Raw genomic sequence first — 20,355 nt, forward strand, 5'->3', positions numbered from 1 at the left:
CGACGAGCACTGGTACGAGCCGTGACCGACGAGCACTGGTACGAGGACGAGACCGGGCCGATGGTGCGGCCCTACACCGTCACCGGGGGCCGGACCCGGCCCTCGGACCGGCACGTCATCGATCTGATGTCGCGGGTCACGGTCCTGGAGACGGGCGCCGGGCAGCCCGGCGTCGACCACGCGGCGGCCGCGCTCCTCGACCTGGCACGCCGCGGCCCCCGGCCGGTCGTCGAGCTCGCCGCGGACGCCGACCTGCCGCTGACCGTCGTACGCGTCCTGCTCGGCGACCTGGCCGAGGCCGGTCTGCTGAGCATCGAGGAGCCCTACCGTCCGCCGGACGGCGCGCCCGCGGCGGACCCGGAACTGCTGCGGGAGATCGTGGAGCGCCTGCGCGACCTGTGACCTGCGTCTCCCGGGGTTCGGGACGTTCGGGACTTGACCGCAGGGGGCGCGGCGGGGCGCGCAACGAATCGCCGCCGGGGGCCGGGGGCACGCAACGAATCGTTCAGTGGCGCGCAACAGGTCCTTCTTGTCCCCCCGAGCCGGCCGACCGTACCGTCTAACTGGCCCCCCGAACCCCCTCGTACCGGTGGAGAACCCGCATGCGCACAGCCCTGCTCCAGAGCTCCGGCCGCCCCGGCTCGGTCGTCGAGAACCTCAAGGTCCTCGACGAGGCCGCGGGCCGTGCCGCCGCCGCGGGCGCCGGGCTGATCGTGACGTCGGAGATGTTCCTGACCGGCTACGCCATCGGCGACGACATCGCACGTCTCGCCGAGCCCGCCGACGGCGACTCCGCCGACGCGGTCGCCGAGATCGCCGCCCGCCACGCCGTCGCCGTCGCCTACGGCTACCCCGAGCGCGAGGCCCCCGGGACGGACGGCGGAGCGGCCGTCTTCAACTCCGTGCAGCTCATCTCCGCGGACGGCGCCCGGCTCGCGAACTACCGCAAGACCCACCTCTTCGGCTGCTTCGAGCACGAGCACTTCACGCCCGGCGAGCAGTCCGTCGTCCAGGCGGAACTGGACGGCCTGCTGGTCGGCCTCATGATCTGCTACGACGTCGAGTTCCCGGAGAACGTCCGCGCGCACGCCCTCGCCGGCACCGACCTGCTGCTCGTGCCGACCGCGCAGATGCACCCGTTCCAGTTCGTCGCCGAGTCCGTCGTCCCGGTGCGCGCCTTCGAGAACCAGATGTACGTCGCCTACGTCAACCGCACGGGTCCGGAAGGGGAGTTCGAGTTCGTCGGCCTGTCCACCCTGGCCGGCCCCGACGGCATCGCCCGGGTCCGCGCGGGCCGGGGCGAGGAACTGGTCGTGGCCGACGCCGACCCGGTTCTCCTGGCCGACTCCCGCGAGACGAACCCGTATCTGAAGGACCGCCGCCCCGGCCTCTACGGGTCCCTCGTCTGATCTTCCGCCCGGCCCGCCCCCGGCCGGTCCGACAAGCCCTCCCCTCACCAGCTTTCGCGCAAGGAGTCCGTACCCCATGACGTCCACCGTGCCCAACGCCGTCCAGCACGCCGACGTGCAGCAGCCGCCGATCACCATGTTCGGCCCGGACTTCCCCTACGCCTACGACGACTTCCTCGCGCACCCCGCGGGCCTCGGGCAGATACCCGCGACCGAGCACGGCACCGAGATCGCGGTGATCGGCGGCGGGCTGTCCGGCATCGTGGCCGCGTACGAGCTGATGAAGATGGGCCTCAAGCCCGTCGTGTACGAGGCCGACGAGATCGGCGGCCGGCTGCGCACGGTCGGCTTCGAGGGCTGCGACCCCTCGCTGACCGCCGAGATGGGCGCGATGCGCTTCCCGCCGTCCTCCACCGCCCTCCAGCACTACATCGACCTGGCCGGCCTGCAGACGACTCCGTTCCCCAACCCGCTCGCCGAGTCGACGCCCTCGACGGTCGTCGACCTCAAGGGCGAGTCGCACTACGCGACCTCCGTCGACGACCTCCCGCAGGTCTACCGCGACGTCATGAACGCGTGGAACGCCTGTCTGGAGGACGGCGCCGACTTCTCCGACATGAACCAGGCCATGCGGGAGCGCGACGTCCCGCGCATCCGGGAGATCTGGTCGAAGCTCGTCGAGAAGCTCGACAACCAGACCTTCTACGGCTTCCTGTGCGACTCGGAGTCCTTCAAGTCCTTCCGCCACCGTGAGATCTTCGGCCAGGTCGGCTTCGGCACCGGCGGCTGGGACACCGACTTCCCGAACTCCATCCTGGAGATCCTGCGGGTCGTCTACACCGAGGCCGACGACCACCACCGCGGCATCGTCGGCGGCTCCCAGCAGCTTCCGCTGCGCCTGTGGGAGCGCGAGCCGGAGAAGATCGTCCACTGGGCGTACGGCACCTCGCTGTCGACCCTGCACGACGGCGCGCCGCGCCCGGCCGTCACCCGGCTGAACCGCACCGCGGGCAACGGCATCACCGTGACGGACGCAGGCGGCGACATCCGCACCTACAAGGCGGCGATCTTCACCGCCCAGTCCTGGATGCTGCTCTCCAAGGTCGCCTGCGACGACTCGCTCTTCCCGATCGACCACTGGACGGCGATCGAGCGCACGCACTACATGGAGTCGAGCAAGCTCTTCGTGCCCGTGGACCGGCCGTTCTGGCTGGACAAGGACGAGGAGACCGGCCGTGACGTCATGTCGATGACGCTCACCGACCGGATGACGCGCGGTACCTACCTCCTCGACGACGGCCCGGACAAGCCCGCCGTCATCTGCCTCTCGTACACGTGGTGCGACGACAGCCTGAAGTGGCTGCCGCTGTCCGCGAGCGAGCGGATGGAGGTCATGCTGAAGTCGCTCGGCGAGATCTATCCGAAGGTCGACATCCGCAAGCACATCATCGGCAACCCGGTGACCGTGTCCTGGGAGAACGAGCCCTACTTCATGGGCGCGTTCAAGGCCAACCTGCCGGGTCACTACCGCTACCAGCGCCGCCTGTTCACGCACTTCATGCAGGACACGCTGCCCGAGGACAAGCGGGGCATCTTCCTCGCGGGCGACGACATCTCCTGGACGGCCGGCTGGGCCGAGGGCGCCGTCCAGACCGCGCTGAACGCGGTCTGGGGCGTCATGCACCAGCTCGGCGGGACGACCGACCCGACCAACCCCGGGCCCGGCGACGTCTACGACGAGATCGCGCCGGTGGAGCTGCCCGAGGACTGAGTCCTTTCCTGACCCCGCGGCGCGGGCGGCCGGTTCACACCCCGGCCGCCCGCGCCGCTTCGTACACCTCGGCCGCCACGTCCTTCAGCTCCTCGGCGTCCCGGACCTCGCTCTGCAGATCGAGGAAGATCTCGTCGAGGCCGACCTCGGCGTGGGCGACCAGGTCCGCCACGATCTGACCGACGTCACCCTGGAAGGGCCGCCGGTCGTCGCCCGCGTACGGTTTGGGCGTGTAGCGGGGGTTGGTGCGCAGCACGGTCCGCAGCGGCCGGGTGCGCCCGCGCTCCTCGGCCAGGTCCCGCAACCGGCGCCACTGCGAGGCCAGTTGCTCGACGCCCATGCCGATCGGCATCCACCCGTCCGCGTGGTCGACGAGCCGGCGCCGCGCCCTGCCCGTGTTGGCGGCGAGCAGGATCGGGATCGGCCGGGCCGGCTTGGGGCCGACCACGGCCGGGGCGATCCTGGTGAGGGTGCCGTCGTAGACCACGGGGTCGGGGCCCCACACCGCCCGGCACACCCCGATCACCTCGTCCAGGGCGTCGCCGCGCTCCTCGAAGGGCCGCGCGGAGGCGGCCGCGTACTCGTCGAGGGACCAGCCCGTGCCGAGGCCCGCCACGACCCGCCCGCCGCTGGCCGCGTCGAGTGTGGCGAGGGCCTTGGCGAGCTGGAAGGGGGTGTGCAGCGGCGCGACCAGGACACTGGTGCCGAGCTCGACGCGCTCGGTGACCGCGGCCGCGAGGGCCAGGGTCACCAGGGGGTCGGCGACACCGCGGTAGGAGTCCGGCCAGGCCAGTCCTTCCACGCCGTACAGCCCCTGGGTCGGCGGGTCCGGGAACAGGGCCCGCTCGAAGACCCACAGGCTGTCGAACCCGATCGCCTCCGCGGCGCGTGCCACGCCGGGCACGTCCCGTCCGAGGTCGTAGTGCTTCATCTGCGGGAGGGTGAGGCCGAGTCGCGTCGTCATACAGGTGTACTCCTTCGCATCCGGGTGTGCCGGAATGTCAACGTACAGTGAGCGTCCGGTTGTTCCGGCGGGGACGACGGCGCGTGGCCGGATCAGCCGGGCAGGGGAGTGAGCAGCATCCGGCCGGCCAGGCCCACCGCCGCGTCGAGGCGGTCGCCGAACTCCTCGGCCAGGTCGGGCAGTCCGCGCAGCGCCCACAGGGTCCGCGCCGCCGCCCAGGTGGCCTCGCGGGCCCGCTCCAGACTCCAGGAGCCGAGCAGATGGGTGAGCGGATCGGCGATCTGGAGCAGGTCGGGTCCCGGCATCAGCTCTTCGCGGATGCGTTCCTCCAGCGAGACGAGGAGATCGCCCACGCTGTCGAACTCGTCCTCCAGGTCGGCCGGTTCGCAGCCGAGCGTACGACAGGCGTCCACCACGGCGAGCGCGAGATCGTGCCCGATGTGCGCGTTGATGCCCGCGAGCGCGAACTGCAGGGGCCGTACCCCCGGATGACGGCGGAAGCGCAGCAGCGGTCGCCAGCAGGCGGGCGCCCGGCCCTCCTCGGCCACCGCCAGATAGCGCTCCGCGAACCGCACGTCCAGCGCCGCCGCGGCCCGTCGGTCGGGGAACACCCCGGCGTCCAGACGACGGTCGAACTCCTCGGTGACCGTGAGGTAGACGCGGTTGAAGACCGCGAGGCCGTCGCGCTCGGGAAGCGTCGCGTCCAGGGCGCGCATACGGGCGACGACCATGTCAACAGAAGTGGTGAACTGTGCCGACTGCGCCATGAGGGCAGCGTCCCAGTCCTAGGGTGGCCCGCGTGCCGCCGGGCCGACGACTTCCCCAGAACGGGGGAACGCGGCCGGGGCCGGAGTGGGAGAACCGTACGTGTCAGGCTCACGTGTCCAGTGGCTCGTCGAGCGCGGGGCCGAGCGCGGCAGGTCCGTGGGGCGCGGTGTCATGGTCGCCGTCGCCTCGGTCGTGGTGGCGGCCGGCACCGTGACGGGGACGGTGTCCGCGCTCGGGCATTCCTCCAAGGACGCGGGACCGCCGGTGGCCCGCTCGTCCGCCCCCTCGCCGTCCGGTGCGTCGACACCGACGGGCGGTTCGGTCACCCCTTCCCCCTCGCACCAGGGCTCCCCGGAGCCGGCCGCCGAGCCCTCGCCGAGCGCGCGGAGGCCGCGGACCGCGCCGCCCGCCCTCCTCTACCGTCACCCCGACTCCCAGGTGCGCGCCTGGGTCGACGCCCATCCGGGTGACGCCCGGCGCGCGGTCATCGCGTCCCGGATCGCCGACCGTCCGGCCGCGGTGTGGTTCGCGGACTTCACGCCGTCCACCGTCACCGCGCGGGTCGGGGCCGTGACCTCGGCCGCCGCCAAGGCCGGCCGTGTGCCGGTCCTCGTGCCGTACGCCGTCCCGCGGCGCGACTGCGGCGGCGCCTCGGAGGGCGGGGCGCCCGACCTCGCCGCGTACGACGGCTGGATCGACGGCTTCGCGGCGGGGCTCGGCTCCCGCGAGGTCGTCGTCGTCCTGGAGCCCGACTCGATCGCCGAGTCCGACTGCCTCACCGAGGGGGAGCGGGCCGGCCGCTTCGCCTCCCTGGCCCGCGCGGGGCGGGTCCTGAAAGCGGCCAACCCCAGGGCCCGGGTCTACTACGACGCGGGCAACTCCGACTGGAACCCGGCCGCCGCGCAGGCCGCGCTGCTGCGTCGGGCGGGCGCGGCCTCGGCCACCTCCTCCGACGGCGTCTTCAGCAACGTCTCCAACTTCAACCGGACGGCCGACGAGACCGCCTACGACCGGCGGGTCCTCGCGGCACTCGGCGGCCCCTCGGGCCTCGGCGCCGTCGTCGACACCAGCCGCAACGGCAACGGCGCGGCCCCCGGCGGGGAGTGGTGCGATCCGCCGGGCCGCAGGATCGGGCCCGCGCCGACCCTGCGCACCGGGGAGTCCGGGATCGACGCCTACCTGTGGGTGAAGCCGCCGGGGGAGTCGGACGGCTGCCGGGGCGAACCGGGGACGTTCTCGGCCGACTACGCCTATGAACTGACGCGCTGATCCCCGGGCCCGTCGTACGCCGATGTCCCCGAGTCGAGCAGCGGTTCCTGCCGGAGGTGGGCCGGGGCCATCGCCCGCAGCGCGTGATAGCCGGTGATCACGACGATGGTGCCCAGCGCGATGCCGTTCAGCGAGAAGTTGTCCGTCAACTTCAGGGTGACGCCGCCGATGCCGATGATGATGCCCGCGGCTGCGGGCACCAGGTTCAGCGGATTGCGCAGGTCCACCCGGGCGTTGAGCCAGATCTGCGCACCGAGCAGGCCGATCATGCCGTAGAGGATGACGGTGATGCCGCCGAGGACACCGCCCGGGATCGCCGCGACCACCGCGCCGAACTTGGGGCACAGCCCGAAGAGCAGGGCGAAGCCGGCGGCGGCCCAGTAGGCGGCCGTGGAGTAGACCCGGGTCGCGGCCATCACGCCGATGTTCTCGGAGTACGTGGTGTTGGGCGGGCCGCCGACCGCGGTGGAGAGCATGGAGGCGGCGCCGTCCGCGGAGATCGCGGTGCCCAGTTCGTCGTCCAGCGGGTCGCCGGTCATCTCGCCGACGGCCTTGACGTGCCCCGCGTTCTCCGCGACCAGCGCGATGACCACCGGCAGCGCGACGAGGATCGCGGACCACTGGAACGTCGGTCCGTGGAACGACGGCAGTCCGATCCAGTCGGCCCGCTCGACCCCGGAGAGGTCCAGGCGCCAGTGGTCGGTGACCTTGCCGCTCGCGTCCGCCGCGTGGATCCGGCCGAAGATCCGGTCGAAGGCCCAGGAGATCGCGTAGCCGAAGACGAGGCCCATGAAGATCGCGATGCGGGACCAGAAGCCGCGCAGGCACACCACGGCCGCACCGGTCGCCAGCATGGTGAGCAGCGCCGTCCACTGGTCCTGCGGCCAGTACGTCGAGGCGGTCACCGGCGCCAGATTGAACCCGATCAGCATGACGACCGCGCCGGTCACGATCGGCGGCATCGCCGCATGGATGATCCTCGCCCCGAACCGCTGGACGGCCAGACCGACCAGGAACAGCGCGACGCCGACCACGAAGCACGCTCCGGTCACCGTGGCGCTGGTGCCGCCCTGCGCGCGGATCACGGCGGCGACGCCCACGAAGGAGAGCGAACAGCCCAGGTAGCTGGGCACCCGGCCACGGGTGGCGAGCAGGAAGATGACCGTCGCGACGCCGGACATCATGATTGCGAGGTTGGGGTCGAGTCCCATCAGGACGGGCGCGACGAAAGACGCCCCGAACATGGCCACCACGTGCTGGGCGCCGAGCCCGAGGGTCCGGGGCCAGGAGAGGCGTTCGTCGGGGCGGACGACCGCGCCGGGGGCGGGAGTCCGCCCGTCGCCGTGCAGTTTCCAGCGCACGCCCAGGTCCATGGTTCGGGTTCGCTTTCTCTGTACGTGAATGTGTCCGGACCATTGTCACGTCCCACCTGCCGCCCTACGCTCAACCGGTCCATCTCATGAACGTCGTTCATATGTATGATCGGAGTGTTCTGTGAGTGCACGATCCGGACTGAGCCTGACGATCGCGGCGGCCGCGGTCATGCTGGCGTCCCTCGCCACCCCCTCGGCGTCCGCCGGTACGCCGTCCCCGCCCGCTCCCTCGGTGTCCGCTCGCGCCGCGTCCGCGGCCGGCCCCGCGGTGTCCGGCCGGGCCGCGTCCGCACCGCCGGAGACCGTGGTCCTGGACGGTGACCGACTGCGGCGCACCCGCGCCCGGGTGGACAAGGGTGAGCGCCGACTCGCCCACGCTCTGCGGGAGTTGACGGCCCGCGCCGACAACTGGCTGGACCAGGGCCCCTGGACGGTCGTCGACAAGCCGAAACCCGCCCCCGGCGGTGACGTTCACGACTACCTCAGTCAGGCCCCCTACTGGTGGCCCTCGCAGCCGGCCACCGCCGGAAACCCCTGGGGGTGCCCCTACGTCCAGCGGGACGGGCAGCGCAATCCCGAGGTGGACACCGGCACCGACCGCCAGGACGTCGAGAAGGTCTTCGACTCCGTCTACGACCTCGCGCTCGCCTGGTACTACACCGGCGAGAGGCGGTACGCCGTGAAGGCCGGCCAGGTCCTGCGCACCTGGTTCCTGGACCCGGCGACCCGGATGAACCCGAACCTGGACCACGGCCAGTTCATCCCCTGCAAGTACGACGGCCGGGCCATCGGCGTCATCGACTTCTCGCAGTCCTACACCAGCGTCCTCGACGCGATCGCCCTCCTGGACACCGGCGCCCCCGGCTGGTCCCGGCGCGACCGGGCCGCGATGCTCGCCTGGAACACCGGCTACCGCGACTGGCTGACGGACAGCGCCTTCGGCAAGGAGGAGGGTGCGGCGCGCAACAATCACGGCACCTTCTACGACATGCAGCTCGCCGCCCTCGCGTACGCCACCGGCGACAAGGACCTCGCCCGGAGGACCGTGCTCGCCGCGGGCGCCCTGCGCGTCGACCCGCAGATCGCCCCCGACGGCAGCCAGCCCCAGGAGCTCGCCCGCACCCGGAGCTGGCACTACTCGACCTTCGACCTGGTCGCGTACACCCGGCTCGCGGCCATCGGCCGGAAGGTCGGCGTGGACCTGTGGGCGTACCGGGGGCCGGACGGCCAGAGCCTGTTCAAGGCCGTCGACTACCTGCTGCCCGCCGCGACCGGAGCCGAGCCGTGGAGCCGTCCCGAGCTGGAGTTCCACCGCTTCGCGGCGAGCGACGTGGTGCGGGCCGCGGCCGACGCGGGGGACAAGGCCGCGCGGGCCGCCGTGCCCCGGCTCGAAGCGCCGCCCGGCGGTGATCTGTGGGAGCTGCGGCCGGCCGCCGAGCAGCTCGACTCGATCGCGGGCTGATCCCGTCCGGACGGGGTTCCTGAGCGTTTGCTTAGGATGGGGGAGTCTTTTCAGCCAGGCCCGCCCCGTGCGCGCGCCGCAGCACGCTCCAGGAGCCCCGCCCGTGACCGCCGAAGCACCCGTCGCCCCCGCCCTCCCGTACGGACGGCTTCTGCCCGTCACCGTCCACTTCGACGACCTCGACGCGCTCGGGCTGCTGCACAACGCCCGCTACCCGGTCATGGTCGAACGCGCCTGGGCCGCGCTCTGGAACGAGCGCGGCTTCGGCTTCGACGGCGACTGGGAGGCGGCAGGGGACTCGTGCAACGCGGTCAAGGAACTGCGGATCAGCTACGAGGCCCCGGTCAGCCGCCCCGGTCCGTACGCCGTCCACCTCTGGCTGGAGAGGCTCGGGAACACCGGACTGACGTACGGCTTCCGGTTCTGCTCCCCCGACGGCGCGGTCACCTACGCGCACGGAACCCGGGTGCTCGTCCGGCTCGACGCCGGGACGCTGCGCCCGACGCCGTGGAGCGACGGGTTCAGGGCCGTGGGCCGGGAACTGCTGCGCTCGGAGGGCTGACCTTCGGGCTGACGCGATCCCCGGCGCGCAGCACACCCGCGAGCGCGGTGAGCCCGAACGCCAGGACCGTGACCAGGACGAACGACACCATCAGGTTCGTCGCCTGCGCCACGGACCCGATCAGGCTCGGCGCGATGAGCCCCGAGGTGTACGTGATGGTCGCGACGCCCGCGATCGCCTGACTGGGGTTGGGGCCGCTGCGCCCGGCCGCGGCGAAGCAGAGCGGGACGACGACCGCGATGCCGAGTCCGAGCAGCGCGAAGCCGCTCATCGCCACCGCCGGATGCCTGGAGACGACGATCAGCAGCCCGCCGAGCACGCCGAGGACACCGCCCGCCCGCACGGTACGCACGGCGCCGAAGCGGTTCACCACCGTGTCGCCGGCCAGCCGGGCCACCGCCATGGTCAGCATGAATCCGGTGGTCGAGGCCGCGGCGAGAGCGGCCGAGCTGTCCAGCCGGTCGCGCAGATAGACCGCCGACCAGTCCAGGCTCGCGCCCTCCGCGAAGACCGCGCAGAAGCCGACCGCGCCGATGAGCAGCGCCGACCGGGGCGGCAGTGCGAACCGCGGCGGCGGCTCCTCGTCCTCGGTGGGCTGCAGGTCGAGCACCCAGCGGCAGGCGCCCAGGCCGAGGAACGTGAGGGTCGCCGCGGCCAGGGCGTGGTGCAGGCGCGCGTCGGCGCCCAGATGCGCGGCGAGCGTGCCGGCCGCCGCGCCGATCAGCGCGCCGCCGCTCCACATGCCGTGCAGCCCGGACATGATCGACTTGTCGAGCCGGTTCTCGACCTCGACACCCAGCGCGTTCATGGCGACGTCCGCCATCCCCGCCGTGGCGCCGTACACGAACATCGCGAGGCACAGGGTCGGCAGGTTCGGCGCCAGGGACGGCAGGATCAGGGCCAGCGTCCACAGGGCGATGAGTCCGCGCAACGCCGTGCGGCTGCCGAAGTGGTGGGTGATGCGGCCGGCCAGCGGCATCGAGCAGGACGCGCCGAGCGCGGTGAAGGCGAGGGCGAAGCCGAGCTGCCCCGTGCTGACCGACGCGTGGTCCTGGATCCACGGCACGCGGGTCGCGAAGGACCCGGTGACGGCTCCGTGCACGGCGAACACGGCCGCCACGGCGTACCGGGCGCGCCTGACCTCGCGTTGATCGTGGACGACTTCACTCATGCTCGGGCCCCTCCCCGGTGATGGTTCCACGGCGTGCGGCCGTAAACTATCAGGAACCCTGCCTGATAAATAGACGACCGCTCGCCGCCCGGTCGTCCGGCGGCCCCGGCGATCTGGGAGGATTCCCGCCATGCCCGCATCCCCGAGCACCGCACGGGCCATCAACGACCGGCTCGCCCTGCGGCTGCTGCAGCAGGAAGGCCCTTTGACGGCAGGGCGGTTGAAGCAGCTCACCGGACTGTCCCGGCCGACCGTCGCCGATCTCGTGGAACGCCTCACGGCCTCCGGTCTCGTCACCGTCGTCGGGGAGTCGGGGGAGCAGCGGCGCGGCCCGAACGCCCGGGTCTACGGGATCGTCGCGGACCGCGCCCACCTGGCCGCGCTGGACGTCCGTACGGAGGGAGTCTCCGTCGTCGTCTCCGATCTGGTCGGCCGCGTCCTGGCCGAGGCGTCCGCGCCCATCGGGGAGGGCACCGGGACCGGACCGGCGGTGGAGCAGGCGGTCGCGCTGGTCGAGCGGGCGGCGAAGGAGGCGGGGTCCCTCGGAGCGGCGCCCCCGCTCGAACTCGCCCCGGGGTGGGGCAGGCTGCACACCGTCGGCATCGGGGCGCCCGGTCTGATCGATCCCGCCAGCGGTGAACTCCGCAACTCCACCGGCCTGCCCGAGTGGCACCGGCGCCTGGTCGCGGCCCTCCAGGAGCGGCTCCCCGAGGCCCGCGTCCTCGTCGAGAACGAGACCAACCTCGCGGCCATCGCCGAGCAGCGGGACGGCGTCGCCCGCGACCGCGACACCTTCGTCCTGCTGTGGCTCGGCCACGGCACCGGCGCGGCCGTCGTCCTCGACGGCGCCCTGCGCCGCGGTGCCTCCGGGGGAACCGGGGAGATCGGCTTCCTGCCGGTGCCGGGCACCGCGACGCTGCCCTCGGCGACCGACTGCGGGGGCGGCTTCCACTCGCTGGTCGGGTCCGCGGCGATCGCGGAGCTGGCGGCGGAGCACGGCGTCCCGGCGCGGGCCGAGGGCCACGAACCGCGGGCGGCGGCGCTGGTCCGGCAGGCCCTGGCGGCCACCGGCTCCGCGGCGGCCGACGGCTTCCTCGGCGCCCTCGCCGACCGCCTCGCCATCGGGGCGGCCTCCGTCAGCGCCGTACTGGACCCCGGCTGCGTCGTCCTCGGCGGCGAGGTGGGCCAGGCGGGCGGCGAGGATCTCGCGGCAAGGGTCGAGCGACGGCTCGCCCGTATGTCACCGCTCCCGACCGAGGTGCGCGCGAGCACGCTGGGCGGTCGCGCGGTGCTGCGCGGCGCCCTGCTGACCGCGCGCGACGGCGCCCAGGACGAACTGTTCGCACCGCAGTCGTCCCGGTAGGGCCGGTCACTCACTCCGCCGTCGTTCCGGTAGGGCCGGTCGCTCGGCCGTCGTCCCGGTGTGCCAAGGGCGGGGCCGGCTGGAGACCCGGCGGCGGGGCAAGGGCCTTCGTCACCGCCGCCGGGTCGATCGTGGGGGGACCGGCAATGAATGATCACGCAGTCTTGATCGAGGACATTAAGAGGACTAGACCAGAGCGTCAATAGGTATGGACCAGTTGCGAGAACCTGTGACCTGCCCCAAGACCGCCCGGGACCGAGCGGGTTGGCCGGGAGACCGTTCCGTGGAAGTCCATGCCGAGCCGCTGTGAGCCACCCCACAGAGGTACGGCCGTATGACCTTCGTTCGGGCGTGGCACACTGGCCATGTACCAGAAGCAGCGCACTCCGGGGTCGGTGTAATTCCGAACCGGCGGTTATAGTCCGCGACCCGGTCGCTTCCAGCGGCCGGTTGACCAGGTGGAATTCCTGGACCGACGGTTAAAGTCCGGATGGGAGGCAGTGCGCGGCGGGCGGGCATTTCGTGCGCGCTGCCGTTTGTTGCTGCTCGTCCTACGGGACGGGTGTCCTTTCGGCTTCGCTCCCGGTGTGCCGCGGTCCGCTCATTGTGTCGTCATCGACAGCCCCGGAGTCCGTGCCCTATGAGGCAGGAGGACCCGGGAAGTGTTCACCGGAATCGTCGAAGAGCTGGGTGAGGTCACCGCCGTCGAGATTCTCGACGACGCCTCGCGTTTCCGGCTGCGTGGCCCCGTCGTCACGCAGGGCGCGCAGCACGGCGACTCCATCGCCGTCAACGGAGTCTGTCTCACCGTGGTCGAGCACGAGGGCGACGAGTTCACCGCCGACGTCATGGCCGAGACCCTGAACCGCTCCAGCCTCGGGGCCCTCGCCGTCGGCTCCCGCGTCAACCTGGAGCGGCCGATGGCCGTGGGCGAGCGCCTCGGCGGCCACATCGTGCAGGGACACGTCGACGGCACCGGCGCGGTCATCGAGCGCAAGCCGTCCGAGAACTGGGAGATCGTCAAGATCTCGCTGCCCGCCGACCTTTCGCGCTATGTGGTCGAGAAGGGCTCCATCACCGTCGACGGCATCAGCCTGACCGTGGTCGACGCCGGCCCCGACTTCTTCACCGTCAGTCTCATCCCCACCACCCTCGACCTGACCACGCTGGGCCACAAGCAGCCCGGCGACCCGGTCAACCTCGAGGTCGACGTCATCGCCAAGTACGTCGAGCGGCTGCTGGGCGCACGCGGTGAGCAGTCCGCCGGCCTGCCCGGCGTCCAGGGGGCCGGGCAGTGAACTGGCTGAACTCCGAGGCGTTCGTCCTGTTCGACCAGCACATCATGTGGTCGGACATGATCGGCAACGTGATCGGCCTGATCGCCCTCGCGCTCGGCTGGCGGCGCTCCGTGTGGAGCTGGCCCGTCCAGCTCCTGTCCGGGCTCGTCCTCTTCGTCGCCTTCTTCGGCCACCTCACCGGCAGCGCCGGCAAGCAGGTCGTGGTCATCGCCGTCGCCCTGTGGGGCTGGTGGCAGTGGAACCGCGGTGAGGGCAAGGACGGGCGCGTCTCCGTACGGTTCGCCACCTGGCGCGAACGCGCGTACATGGCGGGCGCCGCGGTCGTCGGCACCCTCGCCGTCAGCGGTCTGTTCCACGCGTACCCGACGCTGTCCTGGGACCCGTGGCCCGACGCGTACATCTTCGTCGGCACGATCGTGGCCATGTACGCGCAGGCCCGCGGCATGGTCGAGTTCTGGTTCGCCTGGCTGCTGGTCGACCTGGTGGGCGTCCCGCTCAACTTCGCCAACGGCTACGCCTTCTCCGGTTTCGTCTACGTCCTGTACGGCGCGCTCGTCCTGTGGGGCATGCGCGACTGGTGGCTGCGCTCCCGTGAGGCCGGGCAGCCCGTCATGGAAGGAGCCCCGGCATGACAACGGCGCCGGTTTGGTACAGCACCGGGCACGATCAGGATGCCTCGGACTTCGCGCTCGACCCCGTCGAGCAGGCCATCGCCGACATCGCGGCCGGCCGTCCCATCGTGGTCGTCGACGACGAGGACCGGGAGAACGAGGGAGACCTCGTCGTCGCCGCCGAGATGGCGACCCCCGAGATCGTCGCCTTCATGATGAGCGAGTGCCGCGGACTGATCTGCGCGCCCATGGAGGGCGACGAACTCGACCGGCTGCGCCTGCCGCAGATGGTCGACGACAACACCGAGTCGATGAAGACCGCGTTCACGGTGTCGGTGGACGCGTCCGCCGCCCACGGGGTCACCACCGGCATCTCGGCGGCCGACCGCGCCGCCACCCTGCGGCTCCTCGCGGACGGTGTCTCGGAGGCCGACGACTTCGTTCGCCCCGGCCACATCTTCCCGCTGCGCGCCCGGCCCGGAGGCGTGCTGGCCCGCAACGGCCACACCGAGGCCGCCGTCGACCTGGCCCGGCTGGCGGGACTGCGTCCGGCCGGCGCGATCGTCGAGATCGCCGGTGAGGACGGCCGGATGCTCCGGCTGCCCGAGCTGATCCCCTTCGCCCGCAAGCACGGCCTGACGATCATCTCCATCGAGGACCTGATCGCCTACCGCCGCACCGCGGAACGCACCCTCGCGGACGAGACCGGCGCGGCCCCCGCCGCTCCCACCGTCCGGCGCGAGGCCGAGGTCCGACTCCCCACCGCCTTCGGCGAGTTCACCGCGTACGGCTACCGCTCCACCGCCGACGGTGTCGAGCACGTCGCCCTCGTGCACGGAGAGATCGGCGACGGCGAGGACGTCCTCGTGCGCGTCCACTCCGAGTGCCTGACCGGAGACGTCTTCCATTCGCACCGCTGCGACTGCGGCCCCCAGCTCCAGACGTCCATGGAGCGCATCCAGACCGAGGGCCGGGGCATCGTCGTCTACCTCCGGGGCCACGAGGGGCGCGGTATCGGCCTGCTCTCCAAGCTCCGCGCGTACGAGCTCCAGGAGCGCGGCCGGGACACCCTCGACGCCAACCTGGAACTCGGCCTGCCCGCCGACGCCCGGGACTACGGCGCGAGCGCGCGGATCCTGGAGGACCTCGGTGTCCGCAGCCTGCGCCTGATGACCAACAACCCCGACAAGACCGACGCGCTCGTCCGGTACGGGCTGCGTGTCACCGGCCGGGAGCCCATGCCCGTCCAGGTGGGCGAGCACAATCTCGGCTATCTGCTGACCAAGCGGGACCGGATGGGGCACGACCTGCCCTGGCTCGACTCGGTCACGGTGTCGGCCTGCGGGAGCCAGTGACCCGTACGACCGGCACCACGGCACAACACGGAACCACCGGCACGGCGGCGCCACCGGTGCGCGGCGCCGGCGGCACAGCACCATCGGCAACAACGGCACTATCGGCAACACGGCACAGCGCGAATGAAGGAGAGACGTGAGCGGCAAGGGTGCACCTGAACTGTCCGTACGCAACTGCGGCGACCTGCGGGTCGCGGTCATCGCGGCACAGTGGCACGACAAGGTGATGGACGGTCTCGTCGACGGCGCGCTGCGCGCCCTGCACGAGCTGGGAATCGACGAGCCGACCCTGTTGCGGGTCCCCGGCAGCTTCGAACTGCCGGTCGCCGCCAAGGTCCTGGCGGGCCGCGGCTACGACGCGATCGTCGCGCTCGGCGTCGTCATCCGCGGCGGAACCCCCCACTTCGAGTACGTGTGCCAGGGGGTCACCCAGGGCCTCGTCCAGGTCTCCATCGACACCGGCGTCCCCATCGGCTTCGGTGTGCTGACCTGTGACACCGAGGAGCAGGCCCTGGACCGCGCGGGCATCGAGGGCTCCAACGAGGACAAGGGCCACGAGGCGGTGACGGCCGCCGTGGCGACCGCGGCCACCCTCCGCTCAGTATCTGAACCATGGCACTGAGGCAGGGGCCCGAGCGCGTAGGGTGAGGACCACCATGTCCAAGAAGACGTTCGAGGAGCTCTTCACCGAGCTCCAGCACAAGGCCACCACGGGCGATCCCGCCACTTCGCGCACCGCCGAGCTCGTCGGCAAGGGCGTTCATGCCATCGGCAAGAAGGTCGTCGAAGAGGCCGCAGAGGTCTGGATGGCCGCCGAGTACGAGGGCAAGGACGCCGCCGCCGAGGAGATCTCGCAGCTCCTCTACCACGTCCAGGTGATGATGGTCGCGCGCGGGATCTCCCTCGACGACGTGTACGCGCATCTGTAGGGGCGCCCTCTCAGCAGCGCCCCCGCACAGCACGTCCGTCCGTCCCACCCACCCCGAACACCATCGAGCAAAGGAAGCCGACCTCATGCTGCGCATCGCCGTCCCCAACAAGGGTTCCCTCTCAGGACCTGCGGCGGACATGCTGCATGAGGCCGGCTACCAGCAGCGCCGGGAGTCCAAGGAACTGCGGATCGTCGACCCGAACAACGAGGTCGAGTTCTTCTACCTCCGCCCCCGCGACATCGCGATCTACGTCTCCTCCGGCCGGCTCGACATCGGCATCACCGGCCGGGACCTGCTGGTCGACTCCGGAGCCGACGCCGAGGAGATCCTCCCGCTCGGCTTCGCCCGCTCCACCTTCCGCTTCGCCGCCAAGCCGGGCACCGCGAACGGCATGGCGGACCTGAAGGGCAGGACGATCGCCACCTCCTACGAGGGCATCGTCGCGGCGCACCTCGCCGACCACGGCATCGACGCCTCCGTCGTGCACCTCGACGGCGCCGTCGAGACCGCCATCGAACTCGGTGTCGCCGAGGTCATCGCGGACGTCGTCGAGACGGGCACCTCGCTGCGCAATGCCGGCCTGGAGATCTTCGGCGAGCCGATCATGAAGTCCGAGGCCGTGGTCGTCCGCCGCGTCGGAGCCGGTCCCACCGAGGACGCGGAGCCCAAGGTGCAGCAGTTCCTGCGCCGCCTCCAGGGCGTGCTGGTCGCGCGGACGTACGTGATGATGGACTACGACTGCCGCGCCGAGCACCTGGAGAAGGCCGTCGCGCTCACTCCCGGCCTGGAGTCGCCGACCATCTCGCCGCTGCACAACGAGGGCTGGGTCGCCGTCCGCGCCATGGTCCCCTCCAAGGAGGCCCAGCGGATCATGGACGACCTGTACGAGCTCGGCGCGCGGGCCATCCTGACCACGGCCATCCACGCCTGCCGGCTCTGACGGAACGAACGGACATGTCGGACCTTCCCGCCCTTCCCATAACCTTCCGCCCCTCCCGTACCCGGGCGGTGCTGCTCACCGCGGGCGCCTCGATCCTTGTGGTCATCACCACGGTCGCCATGCTTCTGGAGCAACTCGGCCCGGGGGAGCGGCTCAGTTTCATCTTCACCGCGGCGCTGCTCTTCGGAGTGCTCCTGCTGCTCTCGCGGCCCAAGGTCGTCGCCGACGAGAGCGGTGTCACGGTCGTCAACATCACGAGCCGCCGGCACCTGGACTGGGCGGAGATCGTCCAGGTCAACCTGCGTCCCGGCGACCCCTGGGTGTTCCTCGACCTCAGCGACGGCACCAGCCTCCCGGCGCTCGGCATCCAGCCGGGCATCGCCAGGCAGCGCGCCATCGAGGACGCCCGCGCGCTGCGCGCGCTGGCCTCGGCCCGCGGAATCCAGGAGCCCGACGGGCACCGCGGCGAACATCAGGGCTGACTCTCGGCCCTCCACCCTGCCCTGAGAGCCCATGTCTTGATTAATCTGTCGGCGGAGGCGTTTTTCATCGCGCCTCCACCTCCGATGTGCTCCCGCCCTCAGAGGCCCCCTGCTACCCGAGGAGTGACTCCCTCCAGCGATGGACGGATCGTCCTGTAGTACCTGCGCCGCCCCCTTCCGACATAGCGAGGCGGCGGCATGACCATCCCCCTGTTGCTCCTTGGCGCGGCGTTCCTGCTGATTCTCGCCAACGGCTTCTTCGTGGCCGCGGAGTTCGGACTCGTCACCGTCGAGCGCCCCGACGCCGAGAAGGCCGCGGCCGACGGCGACAAACGCGCCGGTACGGTCGTCGAGTCGCTCAAGGAGCTGTCCTTCCAGCTCTCCGGCACCCAGCTCGGCATCACCATCACCTCGCTCGTCGTCGGCATGCTCGCCGAACCGGCCCTCGCCCAGCTCCTGGGCGGCCCGTTCGGGGCGGTCGGACTGCCCGAGAGCGCGGTGTCCGGCTTCGCCGTGGTCACCGGCATGCTGCTGGCCTCGGCCGTGCAGATGGTGATCGGTGAACTCGTGCCCAAGAACTGGGCGGTCTCCAAGCCGCTCCAGGTGGCCCGCTTCGTCGCCGGCCCGCAGCACGCCTTCTCCCGGATCTTCCGGCCGGTCATCGCCGCGCTCAACACGGTCGCCAACCGGCTCGTCCGTGCCCTGGGAGTGGAGCCCGCCGAGGAGCTGGCCTCCGCCCGCACCCCCGGTGAGCTCGTCTCCCTCGCCCGCCACTCGGCCCGCGCCGGCGCCCTGGAACAGGACACCGCGGACCTCTTCGTCCGCACGATGTCCCTGGCCGACCTCACCGCGCAGCACGTCATGACGCCGCGGGTGAAGGTCAGCGCCCTCCAGTCGTCGGCCACCGCAGAGGACGTGGTCAACCTCACCCGTGCCACCGGCCTGTCCCGCTTCCCCGTCTACCGGGAGCGGATCGACGAGGTCGTCGGCATGGTGCATCTCAAGGACGCCCTCGCGATCCCCTCGCACGACCGGCTGCGCACCCCTGTCGGACGGATCGCCCAGGCCCCGCTGCTCGTCCCGGAGACCCTGCCCGTGCAGCCCCTCCTGGAGCGGCTGCGCAGCGAACAGCCCATCGCCGTCGTCGTCGACGAGTACGGCGGCACGGCCGGCGTGGTCACCCTGGAGGACATCGTCGAGGAACTCGTCGGCGAGGTCCACGACGAGCACGACGACGTGCTGGGCGAACAGCCCGAGCTGGCGGCCGCTCCTCCCGAGGACGGCAGGCCCGCCTGGGACGCCGACGGAAGCTGCCGGGTCGACATCCTGCGGCGCATAGGCCTCGACGTGCCCGAGGGGCCGTACGAGACCGTCGCCGGCCTCGTCGCCGACCTGCTCGGCAGGATCCCGGCCCCCGGTGACAGGGCCGAGCTGCCGGGCTGGCGCCTGGTGGTGCGGCAGGTCGGGCACTACCGTGCCGAACGCGTCCGCCTCGTGCGCACCGCGCTCGCCCCGGAGGCCGTCCGATGAGCATGCTCCAACTGCTCTTCGCGGGCCTTCTGGTGCTCGCCAACGGCTTCTTCGTCGGCGCCGAGTTCGCGCTCGTGTCCGTACGGCGCAGCCAGATCGAACCGCTGGGCACCGCCCGCTCCCGGCAGGTCCTGTACGGCCTGGAGCGGCTGCCGCAGATGATGGCGGCGGCCCAGTTCGGCATCACCATGTGCTCGCTGACCCTCGGCGCGGTCGCCGAGCCCACGGTCGCCCATCTGCTGGAGCCGCTCTTCGCGGCGGTCCGCCTGCCGGACGGGGTGATCCACCCCCTCGGGTATGTGATCGCCCTGGCCCTCGTCGTCTTCTTCCACCTCGTCATCGGCGAGATGGTCCCGAAGAACCTGGCGATGGCCGCGCCCGAGAAGACGGCCCTGTGGCTCAGCCCCGGACTGGTCGCCTTCGCCCGGGTGTGCCGCCCGGTCACGGTGGGCCTCGGTGCCTGCGCGCACATCATCCTCAAGCTGTTCCGGGTCGAGCCCAAGGACGAGGTCGAGGCGGTCTTCACCAGCGAGCAGCTCAACCGGCTCGTGGAGGACTCCGGGCAGGCGGGGCTTCTCGACCCCGAGGAACAGGAGCGCCTCGAGGACGCCCTGGAACTCGGCTCGCGCCCGGTCACCGACGTCCTGCTCGACGGCGCCTCGCTGGTCACCGTGGATCCCTCGGTCACCCCGGGCCAGGTCGTCGCGCTCACCGCGCGCACCGGGTACTCCCGCTTCCCGGTGGTCGCGGAGAACGGCGCCTTCATGGGCTGCTACCTCCATGTGAAGGACGTCCTCGACCTGGAGGAGTCCGAACGCGCGGTCCCGCAGCAGATGTGGCGGCCGATGACCACCCTGCGCTCCGAACTCCCGCTGGACGACGCCCTCACCGTGATGCGCCGTGCCGCGACCCATCTGGCCCAGGTCGCCGACGCCTCCGGGAAGGTCCTCGGCCTCGTGGCCCTCGAAGACGTCCTGGAGCTGCTGGTCGGCGAGGTGCGGGACCCGGCGCACCGCGATGTCACGCCGGTCCGTGTCGCGGAGCCGCGCGTCGGCCGGGCCGAGGAGGCGCTGGCGAGCTGACCGCGAGCGTGGG

At 71.7% G+C, this 20,355-nt stretch carries 20 protein-coding genes and 1 riboswitch; of the genes, 16 read left to right on the top strand and 4 right to left on the bottom strand.

All coding sequences use genetic code 11. From position 1 onward, the window contains the following. The first annotated feature begins 21 nt into the window (after positions 1-21). From ACWEBX_RS04750 to ACWEBX_RS04760, 3 genes are all read left to right on the top strand, one after another. Complete coding sequence (locus ACWEBX_RS04750; protein ID WP_451883463.1) at positions 22-402, top strand: DUF742 domain-containing protein; 381 nt, start codon at positions 22-24, stop codon at positions 400-402. Positions 403-602: 200 nt separating this feature from the next. After that, positions 603-1,409, top strand: a complete 807-nt coding sequence (locus tag ACWEBX_RS04755; protein ID WP_451883464.1) for a carbon-nitrogen hydrolase family protein — start codon at positions 603-605, stop codon at positions 1,407-1,409. A 76-nt stretch (positions 1,410-1,485) separates the two neighbouring features. Further along, a complete protein-coding gene (locus ACWEBX_RS04760) occupies positions 1,486-3,180 on the top strand; it encodes a flavin monoamine oxidase family protein (RefSeq protein ID WP_451883465.1) in 1,695 nt (564 codons plus the stop codon). A gap of 34 nt (positions 3,181-3,214) precedes the next feature. On the opposite strand, the gene ACWEBX_RS04765 is transcribed toward ACWEBX_RS04760, so the two are convergent. Then, positions 3,215-4,144, bottom strand: a complete 930-nt coding sequence (locus tag ACWEBX_RS04765; protein WP_451883466.1) for an LLM class F420-dependent oxidoreductase — start codon at positions 4,142-4,144, stop codon at positions 3,215-3,217. A gap of 92 nt (positions 4,145-4,236) precedes the next feature. Next, positions 4,237-4,911 carry a DUF5995 family protein gene (locus ACWEBX_RS04770; RefSeq protein ID WP_451883467.1) on the bottom strand — a complete coding sequence of 225 codons (675 nt, stop codon included), beginning with the start codon at positions 4,909-4,911 and terminating at the stop codon, positions 4,237-4,239. A 172-nt stretch (positions 4,912-5,083) separates the two neighbouring features. On the opposite strand from ACWEBX_RS04770, the gene ACWEBX_RS04775 reads away from it, so the two are divergent. After that, positions 5,084-6,181 (top strand): glycoside hydrolase family 6 protein, encoded by a 1,098-nt coding sequence (locus ACWEBX_RS04775; RefSeq protein WP_451883530.1) that lies wholly within the window; start codon positions 5,084-5,086, stop codon positions 6,179-6,181. Here ACWEBX_RS04775 and ACWEBX_RS04780 read toward each other — a convergent pair. Then, positions 6,163-7,554 carry a uracil-xanthine permease family protein gene (locus ACWEBX_RS04780; protein ID WP_451883468.1) on the bottom strand — a complete coding sequence of 464 codons (1,392 nt, stop codon included), beginning with the start codon at positions 7,552-7,554 and terminating at the stop codon, positions 6,163-6,165. The genes ACWEBX_RS04775 and ACWEBX_RS04780 overlap by 19 nt on opposite strands. Before the next feature lie 121 nt (positions 7,555-7,675). Between ACWEBX_RS04780 and ACWEBX_RS04785 the strand changes: the two genes are divergently transcribed. Together ACWEBX_RS04785 and ACWEBX_RS04790 are read left to right on the top strand one after the other, a co-directional pair. Beyond that, positions 7,676-9,016, top strand: a complete 1,341-nt coding sequence (locus ACWEBX_RS04785; RefSeq protein ID WP_451883469.1) for an alginate lyase family protein — start codon at positions 7,676-7,678, stop codon at positions 9,014-9,016. A 103-nt stretch (positions 9,017-9,119) separates the two neighbouring features. Beyond that, the gene (locus ACWEBX_RS04790) at positions 9,120-9,578 is read left to right on the top strand and encodes an acyl-CoA thioesterase (RefSeq protein ID WP_451883470.1); all 459 of its coding nucleotides are present in this window, start codon (positions 9,120-9,122) and stop codon (positions 9,576-9,578) included. Here the strand turns inward: ACWEBX_RS04790 and ACWEBX_RS04795 are convergent. Further along, on the bottom strand, positions 9,538-10,749 hold the full coding sequence (locus ACWEBX_RS04795; RefSeq protein ID WP_451883471.1) for an MFS transporter: 1,212 nt from the start codon (positions 10,747-10,749) through the stop codon (positions 9,538-9,540). The two genes, ACWEBX_RS04790 and ACWEBX_RS04795, sit on opposite strands and share 41 nt — an antisense overlap. Before the next feature lie 130 nt (positions 10,750-10,879). Between ACWEBX_RS04795 and ACWEBX_RS04800 the strand changes: the two genes are divergently transcribed. The 10 genes from ACWEBX_RS04800 (at position 10,880) to ACWEBX_RS04845 (ending at position 20,342) form a co-directional block, all read left to right on the top strand. Further along, complete coding sequence (locus ACWEBX_RS04800) at positions 10,880-12,112, top strand: ROK family transcriptional regulator (RefSeq protein WP_451883472.1); 1,233 nt, start codon at positions 10,880-10,882, stop codon at positions 12,110-12,112. A 377-nt stretch (positions 12,113-12,489) separates the two neighbouring features. Beyond that, a riboswitch (FMN riboswitch) is annotated at positions 12,490-12,620 on the top strand. Between the two features lie 154 nt (positions 12,621-12,774). Beyond that, the gene (locus ACWEBX_RS04805) at positions 12,775-13,410 is read left to right on the top strand and encodes a riboflavin synthase (RefSeq protein WP_451883473.1); all 636 of its coding nucleotides are present in this window, start codon (positions 12,775-12,777) and stop codon (positions 13,408-13,410) included. Continuing rightward, positions 13,407-14,042, top strand: coding sequence for a nicotinamide mononucleotide transporter family protein (locus ACWEBX_RS04810; RefSeq protein ID WP_451883474.1), 636 nt, complete (start codon positions 13,407-13,409; stop codon positions 14,040-14,042). The genes ACWEBX_RS04805 and ACWEBX_RS04810 overlap by 4 nt, the downstream gene beginning before the upstream one ends. Further along, positions 14,039-15,376, top strand: coding sequence for a bifunctional 3,4-dihydroxy-2-butanone-4-phosphate synthase/GTP cyclohydrolase II (locus tag ACWEBX_RS04815; RefSeq protein ID WP_451883475.1), 1,338 nt, complete (start codon positions 14,039-14,041; stop codon positions 15,374-15,376). Before ACWEBX_RS04810 ends, ACWEBX_RS04815 begins: the two co-directional genes overlap by 4 nt. A 136-nt stretch (positions 15,377-15,512) precedes the next feature. Further along, a complete protein-coding gene (ribH, locus tag ACWEBX_RS04820; protein ID WP_451883476.1) occupies positions 15,513-15,998 on the top strand; it encodes a 6,7-dimethyl-8-ribityllumazine synthase in 486 nt (161 codons plus the stop codon). 34 nt (positions 15,999-16,032) lie between these two features. Further along, the gene (locus ACWEBX_RS04825; RefSeq protein WP_355773816.1) at positions 16,033-16,305 is read left to right on the top strand and encodes a phosphoribosyl-ATP diphosphatase; all 273 of its coding nucleotides are present in this window, start codon (positions 16,033-16,035) and stop codon (positions 16,303-16,305) included. An 85-nt stretch (positions 16,306-16,390) separates the two neighbouring features. After that, entirely contained in the window at positions 16,391-17,248 is an 858-nt protein-coding gene (gene hisG / locus ACWEBX_RS04830) for an ATP phosphoribosyltransferase (RefSeq protein WP_451883477.1), read from the top strand. A 14-nt stretch (positions 17,249-17,262) separates the two neighbouring features. Next, positions 17,263-17,730, top strand: a complete 468-nt coding sequence (locus ACWEBX_RS04835) for a PH domain-containing protein (RefSeq protein ID WP_451883478.1) — start codon at positions 17,263-17,265, stop codon at positions 17,728-17,730. A 198-nt stretch (positions 17,731-17,928) separates the two neighbouring features. Beyond that, positions 17,929-19,260, top strand: coding sequence for a hemolysin family protein (locus tag ACWEBX_RS04840; protein ID WP_451883479.1), 1,332 nt, complete (start codon positions 17,929-17,931; stop codon positions 19,258-19,260). After that, on the top strand, positions 19,257-20,342 hold the full coding sequence (locus ACWEBX_RS04845) for a hemolysin family protein (protein WP_451883480.1): 1,086 nt from the start codon (positions 19,257-19,259) through the stop codon (positions 20,340-20,342). The genes ACWEBX_RS04840 and ACWEBX_RS04845 overlap by 4 nt, the downstream gene beginning before the upstream one ends. Positions 20,343-20,355 lie beyond the last annotated feature (13 nt).

The organism is Streptomyces sp. NPDC005070, assembly GCF_053600395.1.